At 60.5% G+C, this 17,308-nt stretch carries 17 protein-coding genes and 1 tRNA gene; 5 read left to right on the top strand and 13 right to left on the bottom strand.

Annotated elements, in window-relative coordinates; translation table 11 throughout:
• Position 1 precedes the first annotated feature (1 nt).
• The 4 genes from K6I40_RS10255 to K6I40_RS28365 all read right to left on the bottom strand — a co-directional run bounded on the left by K6I40_RS10255 (position 2) and on the right by K6I40_RS28365 (position 3,060).
• A complete protein-coding gene (locus tag K6I40_RS10255) occupies positions 2-595 on the bottom strand; it encodes an NAD(P)H-dependent oxidoreductase (protein WP_222918918.1) in 594 nt (197 codons plus the stop codon).
• A 415-nt stretch (positions 596-1,010) separates the two neighbouring features.
• Positions 1,011-1,409, bottom strand: a complete 399-nt coding sequence (locus K6I40_RS10260; RefSeq protein ID WP_222918919.1) for a hypothetical protein — start codon at positions 1,407-1,409, stop codon at positions 1,011-1,013.
• A 163-nt stretch (positions 1,410-1,572) separates the two neighbouring features.
• Complete coding sequence (locus tag K6I40_RS10265; RefSeq protein WP_222918920.1) at positions 1,573-1,902, bottom strand: hypothetical protein; 330 nt, start codon at positions 1,900-1,902, stop codon at positions 1,573-1,575.
• A 255-nt stretch (positions 1,903-2,157) separates the two neighbouring features.
• Positions 2,158-3,060, bottom strand: a complete 903-nt coding sequence (locus K6I40_RS28365; RefSeq protein WP_255681954.1) for a hypothetical protein — start codon at positions 3,058-3,060, stop codon at positions 2,158-2,160.
• A 118-nt stretch (positions 3,061-3,178) separates the two neighbouring features.
• Here K6I40_RS28365 and K6I40_RS10275 point away from each other — a divergent pair, with 118 nt between their 5' ends.
• Both K6I40_RS10275 and K6I40_RS10280 read left to right on the top strand, forming a co-directional pair.
• The gene (locus tag K6I40_RS10275; RefSeq protein ID WP_255682178.1) at positions 3,179-4,969 is read left to right on the top strand and encodes an ATP-binding protein; all 1,791 of its coding nucleotides are present in this window, start codon (positions 3,179-3,181) and stop codon (positions 4,967-4,969) included.
• An 89-nt stretch (positions 4,970-5,058) separates the two neighbouring features.
• Positions 5,059-5,268, top strand: a complete 210-nt coding sequence (locus K6I40_RS10280) for a hypothetical protein (RefSeq protein ID WP_222918922.1) — start codon at positions 5,059-5,061, stop codon at positions 5,266-5,268.
• Here the strand turns inward: K6I40_RS10280 and K6I40_RS10285 are convergent.
• Positions 5,212-5,580, bottom strand: coding sequence for a hypothetical protein (locus K6I40_RS10285; protein WP_222918923.1), 369 nt, complete (start codon positions 5,578-5,580; stop codon positions 5,212-5,214). The genes K6I40_RS10280 and K6I40_RS10285 overlap by 57 nt on opposite strands.
• A 69-nt stretch (positions 5,581-5,649) precedes the next feature.
• Between K6I40_RS10285 and K6I40_RS10290 the strand changes: the two genes are divergently transcribed.
• Positions 5,650-6,675: a M48 family metalloprotease gene (locus K6I40_RS10290; RefSeq protein ID WP_222918924.1), complete on the top strand. Its 1,026-nt coding sequence runs from the start codon at positions 5,650-5,652 to the stop codon at positions 6,673-6,675.
• Between the two features lie 53 nt (positions 6,676-6,728).
• Here the strand turns inward: K6I40_RS10290 and K6I40_RS10295 are convergent, their stop codons facing one another.
• From K6I40_RS10295 to K6I40_RS10305, 3 genes are all read right to left on the bottom strand, one after another.
• Positions 6,729-7,427, bottom strand: coding sequence for a hypothetical protein (locus K6I40_RS10295; protein WP_222918925.1), 699 nt, complete (start codon positions 7,425-7,427; stop codon positions 6,729-6,731).
• Positions 7,428-7,717: 290 nt separating this feature from the next.
• The gene (locus tag K6I40_RS10300; protein ID WP_222918926.1) at positions 7,718-7,855 is read right to left on the bottom strand and encodes a hypothetical protein; all 138 of its coding nucleotides are present in this window, start codon (positions 7,853-7,855) and stop codon (positions 7,718-7,720) included.
• Positions 7,852-8,331 carry a helix-turn-helix transcriptional regulator gene (locus tag K6I40_RS10305; RefSeq protein WP_222918927.1) on the bottom strand — a complete coding sequence of 160 codons (480 nt, stop codon included), beginning with the start codon at positions 8,329-8,331 and terminating at the stop codon, positions 7,852-7,854. The genes K6I40_RS10300 and K6I40_RS10305 overlap by 4 nt, the downstream gene beginning before the upstream one ends.
• Positions 8,332-8,561: 230 nt before the next feature.
• On the opposite strand from K6I40_RS10305, the gene K6I40_RS10310 reads away from it, so the two are divergent.
• Positions 8,562-8,825, top strand: coding sequence for a winged helix-turn-helix domain-containing protein (locus K6I40_RS10310; protein ID WP_222920334.1), 264 nt, complete (start codon positions 8,562-8,564; stop codon positions 8,823-8,825).
• 759 nt (positions 8,826-9,584) lie between these two features.
• Here K6I40_RS10310 and K6I40_RS10315 read toward each other — a convergent pair.
• The 4 genes from K6I40_RS10315 to K6I40_RS10330 all read right to left on the bottom strand — a co-directional run bounded on the left by K6I40_RS10315 (position 9,585) and on the right by K6I40_RS10330 (position 13,515).
• Positions 9,585-10,613 carry a hypothetical protein gene (locus K6I40_RS10315; protein ID WP_222918928.1) on the bottom strand — a complete coding sequence of 343 codons (1,029 nt, stop codon included), beginning with the start codon at positions 10,611-10,613 and terminating at the stop codon, positions 9,585-9,587.
• A 110-nt stretch (positions 10,614-10,723) separates the two neighbouring features.
• A complete protein-coding gene (locus tag K6I40_RS10320) occupies positions 10,724-11,554 on the bottom strand; it encodes an IS5 family transposase (protein ID WP_222912741.1) in 831 nt (276 codons plus the stop codon).
• A gap of 811 nt (positions 11,555-12,365) precedes the next feature.
• A tRNA-Trp gene (locus K6I40_RS10325) sits at positions 12,366-12,540 on the bottom strand.
• A 57-nt stretch (positions 12,541-12,597) separates the two neighbouring features.
• On the bottom strand, positions 12,598-13,515 hold the full coding sequence (locus tag K6I40_RS10330) for a DUF5794 domain-containing protein (RefSeq protein WP_222918929.1): 918 nt from the start codon (positions 13,513-13,515) through the stop codon (positions 12,598-12,600).
• Between the two features lie 587 nt (positions 13,516-14,102).
• Here K6I40_RS10330 and guaB point away from each other — a divergent pair.
• Positions 14,103-15,605, top strand: coding sequence for an IMP dehydrogenase (gene guaB, locus K6I40_RS10335; RefSeq protein ID WP_222918930.1), 1,503 nt, complete (start codon positions 14,103-14,105; stop codon positions 15,603-15,605).
• A gap of 35 nt (positions 15,606-15,640) precedes the next feature.
• Here the strand turns inward: guaB and K6I40_RS10340 are convergent, their stop codons facing one another.
• Positions 15,641-17,296 (bottom strand): AMP-binding protein, encoded by a 1,656-nt coding sequence (locus K6I40_RS10340; protein WP_222918931.1) that lies wholly within the window; start codon positions 17,294-17,296, stop codon positions 15,641-15,643.
• Positions 17,297-17,308: the final 12 nt, after the last annotated feature.

The following is a 17,308-nucleotide window of genomic DNA, read 5'->3' on the forward strand; positions in this document are numbered from 1 at the left end:
GTCACTTCCCCTGTGCACCCACGTTCTGGTCGCTCTCGAAGGAGTCTGGATCCGGTTCGATCGTCGCGTACTGGACCGCACGCCGGCCCAGCGTTCGCACCCGTTTCTCGAGCTTCGGATCGGCGAACTCGCCGTCCTCGAAGGCGGCGCTCGCGTTCGGAATCGCCGCCTCGTGGGGGATCACCCACGCGTTCAGCGCCCGACAGACCGAACGCATGTGCTCGAGCGTCGTCACGGGGAAGGCCCCGCCAGAGACTGCGAGCAGTCCGACGGTCTTGTCCGCGAACTCGTCGAACCCGCAGTAGTCGATCGCGGTCTTGAGCGGCGAGGCGTAGGAGCCGTGGTACATCGGCGAGCCGAGGATGATCGTGTCGGCCGCACGGACGCGCTCGGCCAGCAACTCGGCGTCGCCCGCGTCTTCGCGGTCGCGGTCCGCGTCGAAGATCGGTAACTCGTACTTGCGGAGATCGAGTAGTTCGGTGGTCGCGCCGGCCCGCTCGGCGGCGGCGAGGACGCCCTCGAGTGCGGTCCGCGTGTGACTCTCCGCACGGAGGCTGCCACAGAGTGCGGCCACGTGGACATCGCTGTCAGTCATGGCCGTCCCGATGACCGGCAGCGGGAAAAGCCGCCCGAAAGGACAGATGTTGATACGAGCGTGACCAGTCGCAGTGGGCCGTTTCAGTCGTGCGATCCGACGGCCCTTCTCCCGAGAATTCGAACGGGTTGCCGCGCAGTCGATCCGCTCCGTCTGCTCGAGGAGGCGTTCCCGCGCGTACTGACAACCTCGCGGGCCTCGCGGTCGTCGACCTTGATGACGGTGCCGTTCACGCTCCTGATCGGCGCTGGCGTCGGGCTGGCCACTCTCGTGGTCGAGTACGGACTCGTCACGGTTAGCGTCCTTTTCGTCTTCTAGGCGCTCTCGGCAGACGGCCGCGCGCACCGAGAGCCGACGCGAATCGCTACGCGATGACGAGGATACGAAACCGAAATACTGCGAAAGGGAGCGTGCGTTACGCGGCGGATGTGTTCGCGTTCGACGTCTTGACGGTGCCGTAGACGCCGGCGAGCGAGAGGACCGCGATGAGTGCGCCGGCGACGCCGTTGAGACCGAGCACCAGTGTCCGGTCAACGCCGAACGCGACCGTCGGCGAGATCGCGATCCAGATACCGAGCACCGCGAGGATTGCCGCGAGGACGATACTCGGCGACCGCTGCTCACCGGTTCGATATGCGTGGACCGACGCAAGGAGCGCGGTCACTGCACCGACGAGGACGTTGTTGATGCCCATCGTTCCCGTGATCGTGAAGACGACCGTCGATACCATGACGAACGTGCCGAGTACCGCCGACAGTCCGGCCGTTCGTTCGACTAACACCGACGAGCTGTCCGCAGGTCGTGTCCGGCTCATGCTTGGAGCGTAGTGAGCGCCACCTATTTGAGGCCGTCGATAGTATCCCACATCTGGTAACTTCACTGGCCTCGAGAGACGCGTCGATCGGGCCCGGACTCGACGCCAAACCGGTCGACCCGGCCCTCGTCGGAGAGTGCGATTCCCGCGAGCGTCGGGAGGTTTATGCGATTGAGGAAACATTGCCCGTTCCATGAGTGACCGGGGTGCAGTGACTGGAGCGACCGTTCTCGAGGGCGACGACGAAGCGGCGACGCTCCAGCGGTATCGAACGCTCACCGACCTCCTCGACGACGGCCTCTACCAGCTCGATACCGACGGCCGTGTTGTCGCGATCAACGACAGCCTGCTCGAGCGACTGGAGTACGCTCGCGGCGATCTGCTCGGCGAACACGCGTCGATACTCGTCGATGGCGACGGTGACGAGTTTCGCGATGCGCTCCGTGACTGTCGCGAGGCCGACGGCGTCACGACCCTCGAGACGACAGTTCAAACGGCGACCGGCGGACGGCTCGCGTGTGAGTTGCGACTAGAGTCGTTCATCGTCGACGGTGAGCGCCGCGGCGTCCTCGGTCTCGCCCGCGACATCACCGAACGGACGGAGCGCGAACGGAAACTCGATCGATACGAACGGATCGTCGAGAACCTTCCCGTCGGGGTCTACCGAAACACGCCCGGTCCGGACGGCGAGTTCGTCGAGAGCAACGGCGCCTTGGCCGAGATATTCGACGCTGACTCCCCCGACGAGTTAGGAACGCACGCCGTCAGCGATCTGTATCCGGAGCCGTCCCAGCGACGGGAACTCAGTCAGCAACTCTCCCGGAACAGGATCGTTCGAGACGTCGAACTGAAACAGGAGACACTCGACGGCGAGTCGATCTGGGTCTCCGTGACCGCGATCCGAACTGAGGAGGACGGGGAGGTGTACTTCGACGGCATCGTTCAGGACGTGACTGACCGCACGGAGCGCGAACGCGATCTCGCGGAATCGGAGCGACGCTACCGCACGCTCGCGGAGTCCTACCCGAACGGGATCGTCACGCTGTTCGATCACGACCTCGAGTACACGCTGGCCGCCGGCCAGGGATTCGCGGACCTCCCCGCCGATCCGGCCGACATCGAGGGCAGATATTTCCGAGACATCGTGCCCGACGAAACCGCCGACATGCTCGAGCCTGCTTTCCGGGCGGCGCTCGAGGGAGCGGAGCGGTCGGTCGAACTCGAGTTCGACGATCGAGTGTGGCTCGTTCGGACGGTTCCGATCACGGACGAGCGCGGCGACGTCTCGGCCGGGATGACCGTGGCCCGCGAGATCACGGCGCGCAAGGAGCGAGAACGAGAGTTGGCCAAGTACGAAACGATCGTCGAGACGATCAATGACGGCATTTACGTCAAAGACAATGACGGTCGGTTTACGATGGTCAACGACGCGTACGCGGACCTGACCGGCTACTCCCGCGAGGAACTCGTCGGCGAACACGCCTCGCTCGTCGTCGACGAAGCGACGGTCGAACGGTCCGCGGCCCAGCGGGCAGTGATGGACGGTGAGACGACGAACCCGACTCTGGAGGCGATGATCCAGCGAGCAGACGGGGGGGCAGGTTCCCACGGAGGGAACGTTCGCAACGCTTCGGACCGAAGACGGGGACACGAAACAGATCGGCGTCGTCCGCGATATCACCGATCGGAAGGAACAGCGACGCAGGCTCGAGGAATCGGAACAGCGCTACCGGACGCTGATCGACCACTTCCCGGACGGTGCGGTCGGCCTGTACGACGAGGACCTCGAGTACATCGTCGCTGGCGGCGAGGCGTTCGACGACCTCGACATTCGGGAGGAAGAGGAGGTGGTCGGCTCCACCCTCGGCGACCGGTATCCGGCCGATCTCGTCGCGGAGATCGAGCCACACTTTCAGGCGGCGTTCGAGGGCGAGTCGAACACGTTCGAGTATCGAGCCTTCGGTCGCGACGTGTGGGCCCACACCCTCCCCGTCCGAAACGACGACGGCGAGATCTTTGCGGGCATGATCATGGTCCAAGACATCACCGATCGCAAACGGATCGAACGGGACCTCCGCGAGAGCGAAGCCCGGTTCCGGATGCTCGCCGACAACCTCGAGGACATCGTCTGGATCACGACGCCCGAGCCGCGAGAAATCCTCTACGTCAATCCTGCCTACGAGGAGATCTGGGGGCGCAATCGAGACGACCTGTACGACGAACCACTCGCGTTCATCGAGGGCATCCATCCGGACGACCGCGAGCGCGTTATGACGGCCTATGGGGACCTATCCGACGGCGGGTTCGACGAGGAGTTCCGTATCATCACGCCCGACGAGGAGGTGCGCTGGATACACGCTCGCGCAACGCTGGTTCACGACGACGATCGCGACGTCAGCCGAATCGTCGGCATCGCCGAGGACATCACCGAGCGCACGGAGCGCGAACGCGCCCTCGAGCAATCCGAGCGGCGGTACCGGACCCTCGCGGAGAGTTTCCCGAACGGTGCGGTCGGCGTCTACGACGAGGACCTCCGGTACACGCTGACCCGAGGCGCGGTCCTCGGCGATCGGCTCCCCAGCGCGAACCGCCTCGAAGGGAGCCGGATGCCGGCCGTCTTCCCTGAGGAAACGGTCGACGACCTCGAGCCGCTGTTTCGGGCCGCCGTCGAGGACGGCGAGACCGGCAGCACCACGACCGATTTCGACGGCCGAAGCTGGCGCGTGTGGGCCGCACCGCTTCGGACTTCCGCGGGCGAGCCCGCCGCTGGCCTGAGTCTGACTCAGGACGTCACCGAGCAGGTCGAACGCGAACGGCGACTCGAGGAACTCGTCGCGAAGTTAGAGGAATCAAACGAACGGTTAGAGCAGTTCGCCTACGCCGCCTCCCACGACCTCCAGGAACCGCTGCGGATGGTCTCGAGCTACCTCCAGTTGATCGAACGGCGGTACGGAGACGCCCTCAATGCGGACGGGGAAGAGTTCATCGCCTACGCCGTCGACGGGGCCGAGCGCATGCGAGACATGATCGATGCCCTCCTTGAGTACTCCCGGATCGAGACCCGGGGCGACCCGCTCGAGCCCGTGGCGCTCGAGGTGGTCTTCGAGGACGTCCTCGAGGACCTGTGGCTCCAGATCGAGGAAACCGATGCGACGGTTACCGCGGACGAACTGCCGCGCGTCGAGGGCGATGCAGACCAGTTGCGCCAGGTGTTCCAGAACCTGTTGTCCAACGCGATCACGTACAGCGGCAACGACCCCCCGACGGTCCACATCTCGGCCGACCGCGACGGCGACGAGTGGGTCGTTTCGATTCGCGATGAAGGGATCGGGATCGCACCCGAGGAACAGGACCGGATCTTCGAGGTGTTCCAGCGCCTCCATAGCCGTGAGGAGTATGCCGGAACCGGTATTGGGCTCGCTCTCTGTCAGCGCATCGTCGAGCGCCACGGCGGCGATCTCTGGGTCGACTCCGCCGTCGGTGAGGGCGCGACGTTCTCGTTTACCGTCCCCGCAGTCAGCGAAAACGAGTCCGCTCCGTCACTCGGGAGCGACGACTGATCGTCTTTGGTCTCCCGAGCCGCACTGACCGTGTTGATCTGGCTCATTCAGGCTGGCCGCTTATCGGAGTCAGGTGTGAACGGCCGCGTATGAGTGAATTCACTGATCGCCTCCTGATCCTGATTATCGCGGTCGTTGGCCTCGGAAGCCTGATCGTCGCGTGGTTCGGCGGCTTCGTCATGGCCGGAATGGCCGGCTGGATGCAAACCGTCGGACTCGCCGCCCTCGTCGCCCTCTTCCTGCTATCGCTGGTCGCCGTCTGGCACGAGTTCAACGATATCGACAGGAAGAGATCCTGAAACGCGTTCTCGACCGATCCGCCTCCGAGTGGCCGCTCCGTCTCGAAGCCGCCCGGCCTCGGCCGACGCGAATCGGCTTGCTTCGCTGGGACCGGGCTCGCCGCACCCGTTTCGCTCGGGAGCAGTAGCCACCTCGCCGATACCGTACTGGAACGCATCGCCGCCCGAACTATCGCGAAGCGACCGCGGATCGCTCGTCGGAACCGGCGTCGAAGTCGACAGTGGGAAGACCCGCTTGAGGAGCGACGTCCCGTGGGTGGCACCGTGACCACGGCTGGCGTCGCCGTGGTCTCGGCCGCGTCCGAGTGGCATCTCAAGAACGACGATACGGAAAACTGATTACGCTGGTGACAGAAGAATCCGCCCGGAGATAGCAACTCGATGACACACAATGTCCGGCTGCGTGCGTCGCTGCTCTCCCGAATGGGCCTCGCACTGGCCGTGCTGGCAGTCGTCTCGATACTCATCGCCGTCACGGCGATCCTCGCGGGCGGGGTCCTCGCCTGGCTCGCGTCGCTCGTGCTCGTCTACGTGCTCGAGACGCTCCTCTTACCCGTTCTCGGCGGTTCCTACGGGCTGGTCCACTGGACGCTGACGACTCCCCTCCCCGTCGTCGTCGGGAGCGGAATCGTCCTGCTTCCGATCCTCTACTACCGGCCGGCCCGAACCCAGATCCGCGAGTTTCGGACGGAACTGGGGAGCACCGGTGCGCCGGCATCCGAAACCCACCCCGAACTGGCGAACGCGGTTCGCCGGCTCGCCCAGCAGGCGGACACCCCTGAACCGGACGTCTACGTCGCCGACCGACGGCGGCCGGAGTCCTACGCCATTGGTGGCCGCTCGAGCGGCACCGTTATCGTCACGACGGGACTCGTAAACCGGCTTTCCAAGGGAGAGCTCGAGGCCGTCCTCGCACACGAACTCAGCCACCTCATCAACGGCGACAGCCGCATCATGACGCTCGTCCTCGTCCCGATGCTCGTCGCCGAACGCGTGGGATCGGACGACCCCCCGTCGTGGACGGTGCTCGTCCACCAGCCACTCGCCTATCTGGCACACGTCGTCCTCTGGGCGCTCCTGACGGTCGCCACGACGATACAGCGACTGGGCTGTCAGTTCGGCATCGCCGTCTTATCGCGAAGTCGTGAACTCGCAGCCGACAGGGGGGCCGCGGAACTGACCGGTGCTCCGAGCAATCTTGCCAGCGCGCTCGAGACGCTCGCGGACGGCCGCGAGCGCCCGAACGAGGACAAACGCAGTTGGGCGAAGTCAGCCGGCGCACTGGATATCCTCCCGCGCGAAGCAGCGGTGGGGTCGCGGGGGCTATTCCGAACACACCCGAGTACCGACACGCGGATCGAGCACCTCGAGACGATGGTCGTCGAGCGAACGAGCGGCGGTCAGTGAGGCCGGTTGCGGCGACGGTCGGGAGCTGTCTCGAGAAGCGTGGACCGCCGGTGTTAATTATTGAGAAGGGAGAGAACGTACAGCACTAACCGCAGGATATGGATGAAGACACCCATCACGGCGACGTAGATGCCGATCGCGTTCCGCAGGGCACTCGCGTACTTGCTCTCCTTGACGGCCCAGATCTCGTACACGAGATCCGTGACGAACCCGAGGAAGAACAGGACGGAGGCGAAGATCATGAGCATGGGATTGATGAAGAACCCCACAGCACCCGCGGCGAATCCGGCGATGAACAGTCCTCTGGAGTAGGTCTGCCAGCGCACGAACGACCGGTCAGTGCGGTAGACGACGACCACGATACCGGCCGTGAGGAGTCCCGTAATGACCGTCGTGATGGCGAGGGCCGGAATTCGAAGCGCAGCGGGTACGAGCATGAGGATCGCGGACCCGAGGAGCGTATACCCGAACTGGATCAGCGTGACGCCCGCGCCCGCGATCGGAACGTTCCCCGCTTTGACGCCCTTGTTCGACACCCAGAAGCCGCCACCGATCGTGGCGGCGAAGGTGGCGATTCCGACGAAGTAGTTCGAGAAGAGGAGGCCTCCGAGGTCCGCGAGCGGCGTGTAACTTCCCACCAGCATCAACAGGATGTTCACTGCGACGAGCGCGGTCGCGATCCCCGCGACCTTCGAGACGTTGACTGTCGGGGTGTACTGCCTGGTCTGTGTACTGCTATGGACTGATGACATATTCGTATACACGACTATCAAATCCGTTAATAAATATTACTGTATCAGTTATGTAGAACAAAGTGGTGTGCGAGAACAAGTGAGGACGCAGTGTTCACAGGCCATGGTTCCTCACGACCGATGATCGGTCTCGAGACAATATATGTGTAATCTATTACCTGTAGCCGTTACTGTTGGACTGATTGTTTGACGTCACTGGATACACGACGACGTCCCACTGCTTTCTCGAGGCGGCTCGAGGACGCCCACATCCCCACTCGGAACGGTCAACCGTGGTGTCGGGCAATCGATCACGCGACCCGCTCGCCGTCGCCGTCGACCGCGAGCGCGCAGTCGTCACAGAGCCACCAGCCCACCAGCGGGTCGCGTTTGATGACCGTATCGCAGTTCGGACACTGCATCGGTTCGCCGTCTCGAGCCTCGATCATCCGTCGCCAGCTCCTCGAGCGGTCGCGTCGTCGGTGCGATCGAGCACGACGAGTTCGCAGGTCTCCGCGAGGCGTTCGACGCGCGCTCGGAGGAGGGCCTGGCCCACAGCGGTGGGGACGTACTCGACCCGGTCGTCCGTGGATCGCTCGCGTCGCTTGAGGAGACCGTGCCCGACGAGCACCGTCAAATTCGGGTAGAGCCGATTGCGATTGAGTTCGGGATTCGCGTGCTCGAGTTCGCGGACGATCTCGGCTTCGTGGGATCGCTTGTCGTCGCGCTCGAGGCGGGCGACGGCCTCGAGACAGTCACACTGGAAGGCAGTGAGGTCGGTCCAGCGAGTGCCGCCGTCAGAATGGAGATCTGAGGAGGATCGGCTCGTGTCACTCGGCTCACCACCGTCTGTTACGAGTTGGTTGTGGGGTGATGCGTCTGCTCGAGCGGGGTTTTCAAGGTCCCGCGAATCGTTGTCGTGCATGGCTTGCGGACCCTACGTACGCGAGCCGCGCGGTCCCGGTGTCTGAAGCACCGGCCCGCATTTTCGTGATCGATCCGACGGGCAGTCGAATCTCTGCGAAGCTCGCGGTTGCTATTTCTTCTCGAGTCGCAATAAAGTCTTCTACGATATTGTAGAATTTTATCTACGTTATCGTCTAACCTCTCGAGCGTTCCGAACGATGTAAGAAGCCGGTCAGAAACGGGTATATGATGCGAAAACCCGGGGACTGGATGCAGAATCCGACAGATGATCGGATTCTCGAGGTGCTGAATACCGGGTTAGAGCTTGGTCCGACGACAATTGGGAGAAACATCGATCGCGATCGGACCGGCGTCAGCCGACGGCTTTCTGAGTTGGTGGATTACGGGCTTGTCGATCGGGTCGATGAAGGCTACTACGTTATCACTGATCTCGGGGAGCAGTATCTGAATGGGGAGCTAGATGCGGACGGGCTCGGGTCGGACAATCGCTGACTGAAACGTGAATCACTCCGGAACGTCGTCGCAGGCACTCACCATAGCTTTCGTCTTGATACAGTCGTAGAAGTCGGCTGCACGTTCAATGGCGTCTCGTCGGTATACATAGTCACCGTCGGTTCTAATTTGCAGACTCGCACACACGGCCCCCGAGATTCTAGTTTTCTCGACTGATAGAATGGGCTACTTCGGCTCCAAACTGAGAAACTTGTCTGCTATCCCGAGAAAACATTGCCTCAAACGATGGACGACTCGAGATATGCACACGAGACGTGAACTCTCGTGTGCATATCGGGAATCGGATTCTGTCGGCGTACAACCTCAGGGAGAATCCGTAGTCTATTGTTTTGAAAAGGCGAATTTAAATCAGGATATCTCTGTTACGTGTGATCGGAACTTTGTTTTTATTAATTAATGTGAGATGTCGAAAGTCTGTTCTACGATCTAAGATTAAATGATATAGAATAAAGGGATAGATTCACTTCACCGGCACAGCCCTCTACAGCCCATTTTCAACCAACTCAATGAATTATTTTATGATATACTTCTATTCAAATGTAACGGTAGTGCTAGTAATATATAATCAAGATGACCTCATAATCATTGAATCAATAATAACTCTGGCCATGAACTATAGGAAATTAGGTCGTGCTTGGCGACTTGCTGCAGATCTTGCTGCAGAGCATGGACTAAGTTTAGAGGAAGCAATAATCTGTATTGAAGCAGAATAATACTACTCATCGTTATTATGGATACCTATTTTTCATTTGTGGTTGTCAAGAAATCCACCATTAGATATTTTATAAATAGATATTTGTATTGTCTCTCTCCTTCCATAAAACAGAGTGAAAGTATACCCATTATCAAACCAATGATGAATGTCCCTTCAGAGTTTGTCCAGTTCAATATCATTGGTGTATAAGACACAGAGCTATCGATAGGATAGATAATATATACTAAATTCACTGCCTTCTCTATCATACCGATCGATATAGTGACACATACTACCGCATACCACGCTAGAATAACCCAAATACTCCGGCAGAAGGAAAATGTTGCTTGGAATTGTCTTGATCGAGTTGAGCCGATATTCTCTAAGTAACTCATTGTCATCATATATATCAAATATTGGTCGTCTTGTTCCTTGATCTCTCCGTCACTATCAAACACATCTATATATCGCTCTAAATACCTAGTAGCTAGTTGGTCATTTTTATATAAATACTGTTGGAAAATACGTCTGTGAGGATTTAGTACATTATAGAACCACGTTCGAAGCCTATCAGATACAATAACGACGCCAAGGACATAACCTGAGAAAACTGAAATCATCAACGTGAACTCTCGTGATATAATGGCATATATTACCATATAGAGCGTAACAATTGCAAATAAAATCGCCCAAACCAATGCCACTCTTGACATTTTTGCGCCTTTAGTAACATCGATATCCTGTTTTTTCCAAGGGAGTCTGCTCTGTAATGCAGATCTCGCGTACGAATTAAAATACATCAACTCTATTACAATCTTGTAATAAAAAGAACCAAAAGCATAAACGGTCTTCTCAATATCTACTGCAACTGAATGTAATGCTTGCCCAATAGTAAAACCAAAGACCGCCATTAATATCCCATATAGAACTATTGTTGTATTATTTAGCGATGTTTCAATATTCATTTCCCATACAGGTAGCAAGGTAACTGTGAGGATTAATAATATGACCCCTGGGAATGATTTTGCAAACAAGTCATAGGATCCGAAGATACGGGAGATACGAGTTGCCATTCCGATATTACATCATCATTATCAACAGCAATGTAAGTTCTACTGGTTTACTGGTCTTGGCTGAGACACGGTTTAATGGGCTCTGTTGAATCGCTGTAAGGCGGTAGATTTCACTGTTTGACGGCACGTTTGATGTTGTAGACGACACACATCAGAGAAATTTCACGGAACTCTCGATACCAGCTACGCGCTCGCACGGCGTAGCCGAGCGAGCGCTTGACGGCTGAGTTGACGGTTTCGGCCATTGACCGCTGAGCGTACCGATCTTCATCAATGCGGGCGTTGTGTGCGTGATCGTACGGAGCGAAGATCCGGTGTTTGATCAGCGGGCGAATGTCGAGTTCACGGAGTCGTTCGCGGAGTTGTTGCTTGTCATAGCCCTTATCAGCGGCTAGAGACCGCAGATCGCCCGCGTTCCGGCGGGCGATCTGCTCACAGAGATCTGCGTCGCTGCCTTCTAACGTCGTCGAGCAGTGAAGATCAAGCACAGCTTGCGTTGCTGTATCGACGAGTTTGGTTACTTTGAGCGTCTGAACGCGATAATTCGTTCGTTGACAGTAGTGACGGCTTGCACGATCTCGTTCATAGAACGTAGCGTCGATCGCAGCGTGCTCAGAGAGGTCGTGTAGCTGCGCCGACTGGCACAGCAACACTCGACAAACGCTCATCTCGATCCGATCAAACGCCTTACACAGCGTAGATGGTGCGGGGAGATCGGCCGTATCAAGGCCGATCTCCCCTGTTATTTGCGGCATTTCCTTCAGCAGATCGATCGTCATTCGATAGGACGTATCGAGGTAAATCCGCAGACAATGCAGGGAAACGAGGGCATAGTCGGTGAATCCGCCGCCACCTTTCGGGGCGGCGGATTCGTCTCCATCGCCAGTAACGTTTTGAGCAATCGGCACAACTGCCCCAATGAAGCGGGAGATTTGGGTCATGAACAACTGAAGTCTCCCGCTTCAAGACCTTCGATTTAGCGAACCATTCCGCCGCTGTCTAGTGATTCAACACAGCCGTTTAATGAGTATTGAATTGAGAAAAACGCCTCTTTCAAACCACAGATCTTATTGAACGCAATCACGGCGTCGACGTCCAGGAATGTGTTACATCTATCAGTGTTGATAGGCGTCTGCGTAGCCGAACTCATTCACCTTGGCCAAGGGCGCTGTGCGTCGAATGATTGTCATTATCAGCCTCAACCACTCGCTCACTACAACTACCGCCCCGCACACGATTTGCGCGCCCGCGGGGCGCGCTGTGCGCGACGTCTTCCGGGTCGGGTAAACCCCCGCTTCCGGCGGTCGGTCCAGGCGACCGCCGACTCTCCGTCGTTGGGGGTGGTTGGTTTAGAGACGGGATTTTCCTCAAGCGCGATCCCGATGAGACACAACTCAGGGTGAAGCCGATCGCGAAGGAGATCTGCGTCGATATCTCTCCTGGAGGCAGTCACGACAGACGCCAGCCCAAGGTGCAAGATCATCTGCACAGTTGAGACAATCCCATCGACAAGCGAACTCACGGCACCGGTAACTGAAGAATTGTGCGAATTGAGTCCTTTCCGGGGCGTTCACACCGAACACCCTGGAATAGAGAGTTTTCTACGAGATATTTGCCCCAGTAAGGTTAAGAAATAATTAAGCTGAGAATGGGGGCAGAGGGATTTGAATCAGGGAGCAGCTTGCTGCGACCGTGGTTCAAATCCCTCCTCTGGCATACCTGCCGCTCGCGGATTTGCGAGCGGCGAGAATATGGGGTCGGAGGGATTTGAACCCCCGATCTACTGATATCTCCGGTGCGCCTCGGAACTCCAGAGGGTCATCACACGAGCACTGATCAGGTGCCCGATCAGTATATCAGTCTGGAGTGTCGTCCCGGGCGCGTTGCCTCTGGAGTCAGCCGCCATGCCTGGCTTGGCCACGACCCCTCGAGTCCCAGTTGGGCTATCCAACCTAAAGTGGTTTCGATTCGGAGTGGAATCGCCCTACAGCCACGGGGCCCGCCCCGCGGTGTCCGTCCCGTCGTCGCCCGGATACGCGTTCGGCTCGTCCTCACGCTCCATGACTGGTGACTCGCTCGAGCCCTCGTCCCCACCGTCGGTTACCGCGCCCATCTGAGCGGCCGCGTCGGTCGCGTCAGCACCCGAATCGGGGCTCGAGTCGGCGTCGTCGGCGTCCCGGAACGGGAAGTCGATGGCGAACAGGGCGGCGACGATCAGGGCGGCCAGCGGGGCCTGTCCGAAGGCCATCCCGAGCAGGGACAGCGGTAGCAGGCCGAGCGCGACGGCGCTCCCGAAGCGGAACCGGTCGATGTCCATGTACTCCCGTAGATACGGTCCGGTCAGCGCGATGGTCAGCGCGAAGCCCACCCCAACGGCCGCAGCCAGCGTCGCGTTGATCATGAGTTCGGGATCGGTCATCACCGAGAACGTCGCCCCGGAGGGGTCGACGCTCGCGACCAGTCCCAGCCCGATGACGACGACGGGGTTGGGGAGGTACTCGCCGATCGTCGCACTGGCGGTCTTGGCCGCGATGGCGAGGATAACCAGCGCCGCGAATCGGGTGATGATGGCATCGTTGAGGACGCTGCCGATCGCCGGCGCAAACGCGGCCTGGACCGCCGCGAGCAGTATCAGTGGGATCCCGACGAGCAAGACGACCGTCGCCTGTTCGCGGGGCGTGCCGTCCATGTCCGCCAGAATCACTGCGACGGTGGCGCTCCCGCCGAAGATCAGCAGGCCGACCTGAATCGCGCCCAGTGGCTCGTTGAGCGCACCGGCCAGGATCAACGCTGGAAAGACACCGTCGACTAACGGCAGCATCATCACCAGCGCGAGGAGCCTGGCGTCACCCCCGACGATGCGCTCCATCTGGAGCGCAACCGGGTGTTGTGACGTACTCATCGGTCAGGGCCGATGGCCATGACCCGAGGCCTGTGGGCGATATGAGGGACGGTCCCGTACCGACCGGTCCGCACACCAGTCGATCGCGTTCGGGTTAGGGCCTCGTGCTGTGAGTTTCTGTGTAAAATTCCCGAACTGGGTAGCGACGAAGTCGGAGCTCGTCCGGCCTGCGGTTCGGGCGTTGGCTGCACTCACAGCGAACATACCCAGACAGATGGGAGGACTGTCAATAAACGTTGCGTGGGACTGCATTTCACGATCCGCCAACGCTCCGGCAGTAGCTGGCAGATCCGAACGGAAATGCACAGATCTGGCACGGACATGTGCACTCGTTCCGGAGATTTACTCGGGTACTGATATCCAACGCGACGCTCGCCATAACCGAGATGACGGCGAGGACGCCGAGCACTCGAGAACGAGCGCAGACGGCGAGCCGGAACCGAATGCACTGCGGGCGATCGAACCCGAACCGAGACCGGCACGGGATACCAGCGTGGCTAGACGAATCGCCCGTTGACAGCCTCGTCACCCGTTGACACCCAAATATATCTCGCAACGCTTTTTGCCCAGGGGTCCGGACGGTTTACATGGCGAACGACGTTCCCGAGCACGAGCCCTATTCTTCGAAACTCCAAGTACCGGAAGCGCTAACGTTCGACGACGTCCTTCTCCGTCCCAAGGAGAGCCGTGTCGAACCCGACGATGCCGACCTCACGTCGCACGTCTCGAAAAACGTCGAGGTCTCGGTTCCGATCATCTCGGCGGCGATGGACACCGTCACCGAGAGCGGCATGGCGATCGCGATGGCCCGCCACGGCGGCCTCGGCGTCCTCCATCGCAACATGAACGTCGACGAGATGGTCGAGGAAATCGGCCGCGTCAAGAGCGCCGACGAACTTATCATCCCGCTGGATTCGGTCGTCACCGCCGACCCCGACATGTCCGTCCGCGAGGTCGATGAACTGATGGCCCACAAGGGCGTCGGCGGCGCACCCGTCGTCAACACCAACGGTGAAGTCCTGGGGATCATCTCGAGTACGGACATCCGACCTCACCTCGAGGTCAACGAGGACGACCCGGTGACCGAAGCGATGACCGACGAGGTCATCACGGCCCACGAGGACGTTGACTCCCGCGACGCGTTCGAGTTGATGTACGACCACAAGATCGAGCGCGTCCCGGTCGTCGACGACGAGAACCTCCTCGTGGGACTGGTCACGATGCAGGGTATCCTCCAGCGCCGCGAGTACAAGGAGGCCGTCCGCGACGAGGACGGTCGCCTCCGCTGTGGCGTCGCCGTCAGTCCGTTCGAGCAGAACCGCGCCGAGGCCGCCGACGAGGCCGGTGCGGACATCCTCTTCATCGACACCGCGCACGCGCACAACCTGAACGTCATCGAGGGCGCTCGCGAGATCAAGGAGTCCGTCGACGCGGACGTCGTCGTGGGAAACATCGGCACTCGAGAGGCAGCCGAGGACCTCGTCGAGTTCGCGGATGGTCTCAAGGTCGGGATCGGTCCAGGATCGATCTGTACCACGCGCATCGTCTCCGGCTCCGGCATGCCCCAGATCACGGCCGTCGCACAGGTTGCGGACGTCGCTGCCGAACACGATGTTCCCGTGATCGCCGACGGCGGCATTCGATACTCCGGTGACGCGATCAAGGCAGTCGCTGCGGGTGCAGACGCCGTCATGCTCGGCTCCTATTTCGCCGGCACGGAGGAGGCACCCGGTCGCGTCGTCACGATGAACGGCAAGAAGTACAAGCAGTACCGCGGCATGGGGAGCGTCGGTGCGATGAAATCCGGCGACGGCGACCGCTATCTCAAAGATGAGCCGGAGGAAGAAGACGAGTACGTGCCCGAAGGCGTCGAGGCCGCGACGCCATACAAGGGAACGCTCAAGTCCGAACTTCACCAGCTCGCCGGCGGGATGCAGTCGGGCATGGGCTACGTCGGCGCGGAGACGATTCCCGCGTTCAAGGAGCGCTCCGAATTCGTCCGCGTCTCCTCGGCCGGTCAGGCCGAGAGCCACGCCCACGACGTCGTGATCACCGACGAAGCGCCGAACTACTCGCCCGACAGCGAATAAGACGCGCCGATTCGGCACGACACTCGAGGACCGACTCAGATCAATTCCGTCCGCCGAATTTTCCCCGTCGTGGTCGTCGGCAGTTCGTCGACGAATTCGATTTCGCGCGGGTACTCGTACGCTGCGACCGTTTCGCGGACGAGATCGCGGATCTCAGCCCGTAACTCGTCCGATCCCGTCTCCCCCGCGACCGGCTGGACGACTGCCTTGATGATCTCGCCGCGGGTCTCGTCGGGGACCCCGACGACGCCGACCTGTTCGACAGCTGCGTGCTCGAGGATCGCCTCCTCGACTTCCCGGGGCGCGACGCGGTAGCCGCTCGTGATGATGAGGTCGTCGTCACGCGAGACGAACCAGACGTATCCGTTCTCGTCACGTTTCGCGAGATCGCCGGTGAGGTGCCAGACGTCCGCACCCGCGTCCAGCGTCACTGCCGCGGTCTTCTCGGGCGCATTCCAATACTCCTCGAAGATCACGGGATCGTCGCCACGCCGGACAGCGATCTCACCTATTTCTCCCGATTCGACGGGCTCGCCGCTGTCGGGATCGATGACGTCGACGTCGTGGCCCGGGACGGGTTTTCCCATGCTCCCCGGTTTCGCGGGGAACCAGTCGCGGCAGTTCGTGACCAGCAGGTTCGCCTCCGTCTGCCCGTACAGTTCGTTGACGTCTGTTCCCGAGAGTTCTTCGTCGGCCCACTCGAGGATCTCGCTGGTCAGCGGTTCACCGCCCGAACAGATCGCCTCGAGCGAGAGGTCGTACCGCTCGGTCGGATCGTCGATCGCCATGAGCATCCGGATCGCCGTCGGTGGGATGAAGGCGTTCGTGACGTCGAACTCCGCGGCGATTTCGAACGCCCTCTCGGCGTCGAACGACCCCATCGGATAGCCGACGACCGGCCGGCCGTAGTGCCACGCCGGGAAAACGAGGTCGCCCAGCGCGCCGATCCATGCCCAGTCGGCGGGGGTCCAGTAGACCGCGTCGCCACGAACGTCCCGTTCGAAGTACATCGAAAACGCCGGGCAGTGGCCGACCCAGACGTCGTGCGTGTGGAGGACCCCCTTCGGATCGCCGGCGCTCCCGCTCGTATACATGATGATCGCGGGCATGTCGGCGTCCGTTTCGACGGTCTCGTACTCGTTCGAGCGACCGTTGACCGCTCCCTCGAATGTTCGGACGTCCGCCTCGCCGACGCGCGCTGCCACCGGGTCGGCATCGACGACCAGTACGTGCTCCAGGTCGGGACAGTCGGGTGCAACGGCTCGGATTGTCTCCCACTGGGCGGCGTCGACGACGGCGACTCGAGCCTCGCTGTCCCGCAGGCGATAGCGCAGGGCGTCGTCGCCGAACAGCACCGACAGCGGGAGCGATATCGCGCCGCGCTTCCAGCAGGCGAGATGCGTGAGGACGTTTGCCGGTTTCTGCGGGACGACGACCGCGACTCGATCCGCACGGTCGACGCCCATCGACTCGAGGGCGTTCGCGACGGCGTTCGATCGCCGATCGAGGTCGTCGAAGGTGTACGTCTCGCGGCGACCGTCCGGACGCGCCTGAAAGAGCGCCGGCCGATCACCGTCCGGATGCTTGCCAACCAGATCGATTGCAGCGTTGAAATCCGACGGAACGTCCCACGCGAACGACTCGCGTGCCGCGTCGTACGAGTCCTCGTCGAGCGTGATGTGCCACGCCATATCAGATCGTAC

This window comes from Natrinema sp. SYSU A 869 (assembly GCF_019879105.1).
Taxonomy (GTDB): Archaea; Halobacteriota; Halobacteria; order Halobacteriales; family Natrialbaceae; genus Natrinema.

Bases quoted from the DNA above. Each gene is read 5' to 3' on its own strand.
- guaB (WP_222918930.1), top strand. From the start codon at position 14,103: ATGGCGAACGACGTTCCCGAGCACGAGCCCTATTCTTCGAAACTCCAA.
- K6I40_RS10330 (WP_222918929.1), bottom strand. From the start codon at position 13,515: ATGAGTACGTCACAACACCCGGTTGCGCTCCAGATGGAGCGCATCGTC.
- K6I40_RS10340 (WP_222918931.1), bottom strand. From the start codon at position 17,296: ATGGCGTGGCACATCACGCTCGACGAGGACTCGTACGACGCGGCACGC.
- K6I40_RS10285 (WP_222918923.1), bottom strand. From the start codon at position 5,580: ATGCCACTCGGACGCGGCCGAGACCACGGCGACGCCAGCCGTGGTCAC.
- K6I40_RS10305 (WP_222918927.1), bottom strand. From the start codon at position 8,331: ATGCACGACAACGATTCGCGGGACCTTGAAAACCCCGCTCGAGCAGAC.
- K6I40_RS10280 (WP_222918922.1), top strand. From the start codon at position 5,059: ATGAGTGAATTCACTGATCGCCTCCTGATCCTGATTATCGCGGTCGTT.
- K6I40_RS10310 (WP_222920334.1), top strand. From the start codon at position 8,562: ATGCGAAAACCCGGGGACTGGATGCAGAATCCGACAGATGATCGGATT.
- K6I40_RS10290 (WP_222918924.1), top strand. From the start codon at position 5,650: ATGACACACAATGTCCGGCTGCGTGCGTCGCTGCTCTCCCGAATGGGC.
- K6I40_RS10315 (WP_222918928.1), bottom strand. From the start codon at position 10,613: ATGGCAACTCGTATCTCCCGTATCTTCGGATCCTATGACTTGTTTGCA.
- K6I40_RS10300 (WP_222918926.1), bottom strand. From the start codon at position 7,855: ATGATCGAGGCTCGAGACGGCGAACCGATGCAGTGTCCGAACTGCGAT.
- K6I40_RS10295 (WP_222918925.1), bottom strand. From the start codon at position 7,427: ATGTCATCAGTCCATAGCAGTACACAGACCAGGCAGTACACCCCGACA.
- K6I40_RS10255 (WP_222918918.1), bottom strand. From the start codon at position 595: ATGACTGACAGCGATGTCCACGTGGCCGCACTCTGTGGCAGCCTCCGT.
- K6I40_RS10260 (WP_222918919.1), bottom strand. From the start codon at position 1,409: ATGAGCCGGACACGACCTGCGGACAGCTCGTCGGTGTTAGTCGAACGA.
- K6I40_RS10320 (WP_222912741.1), bottom strand. From the start codon at position 11,554: ATGACCCAAATCTCCCGCTTCATTGGGGCAGTTGTGCCGATTGCTCAA.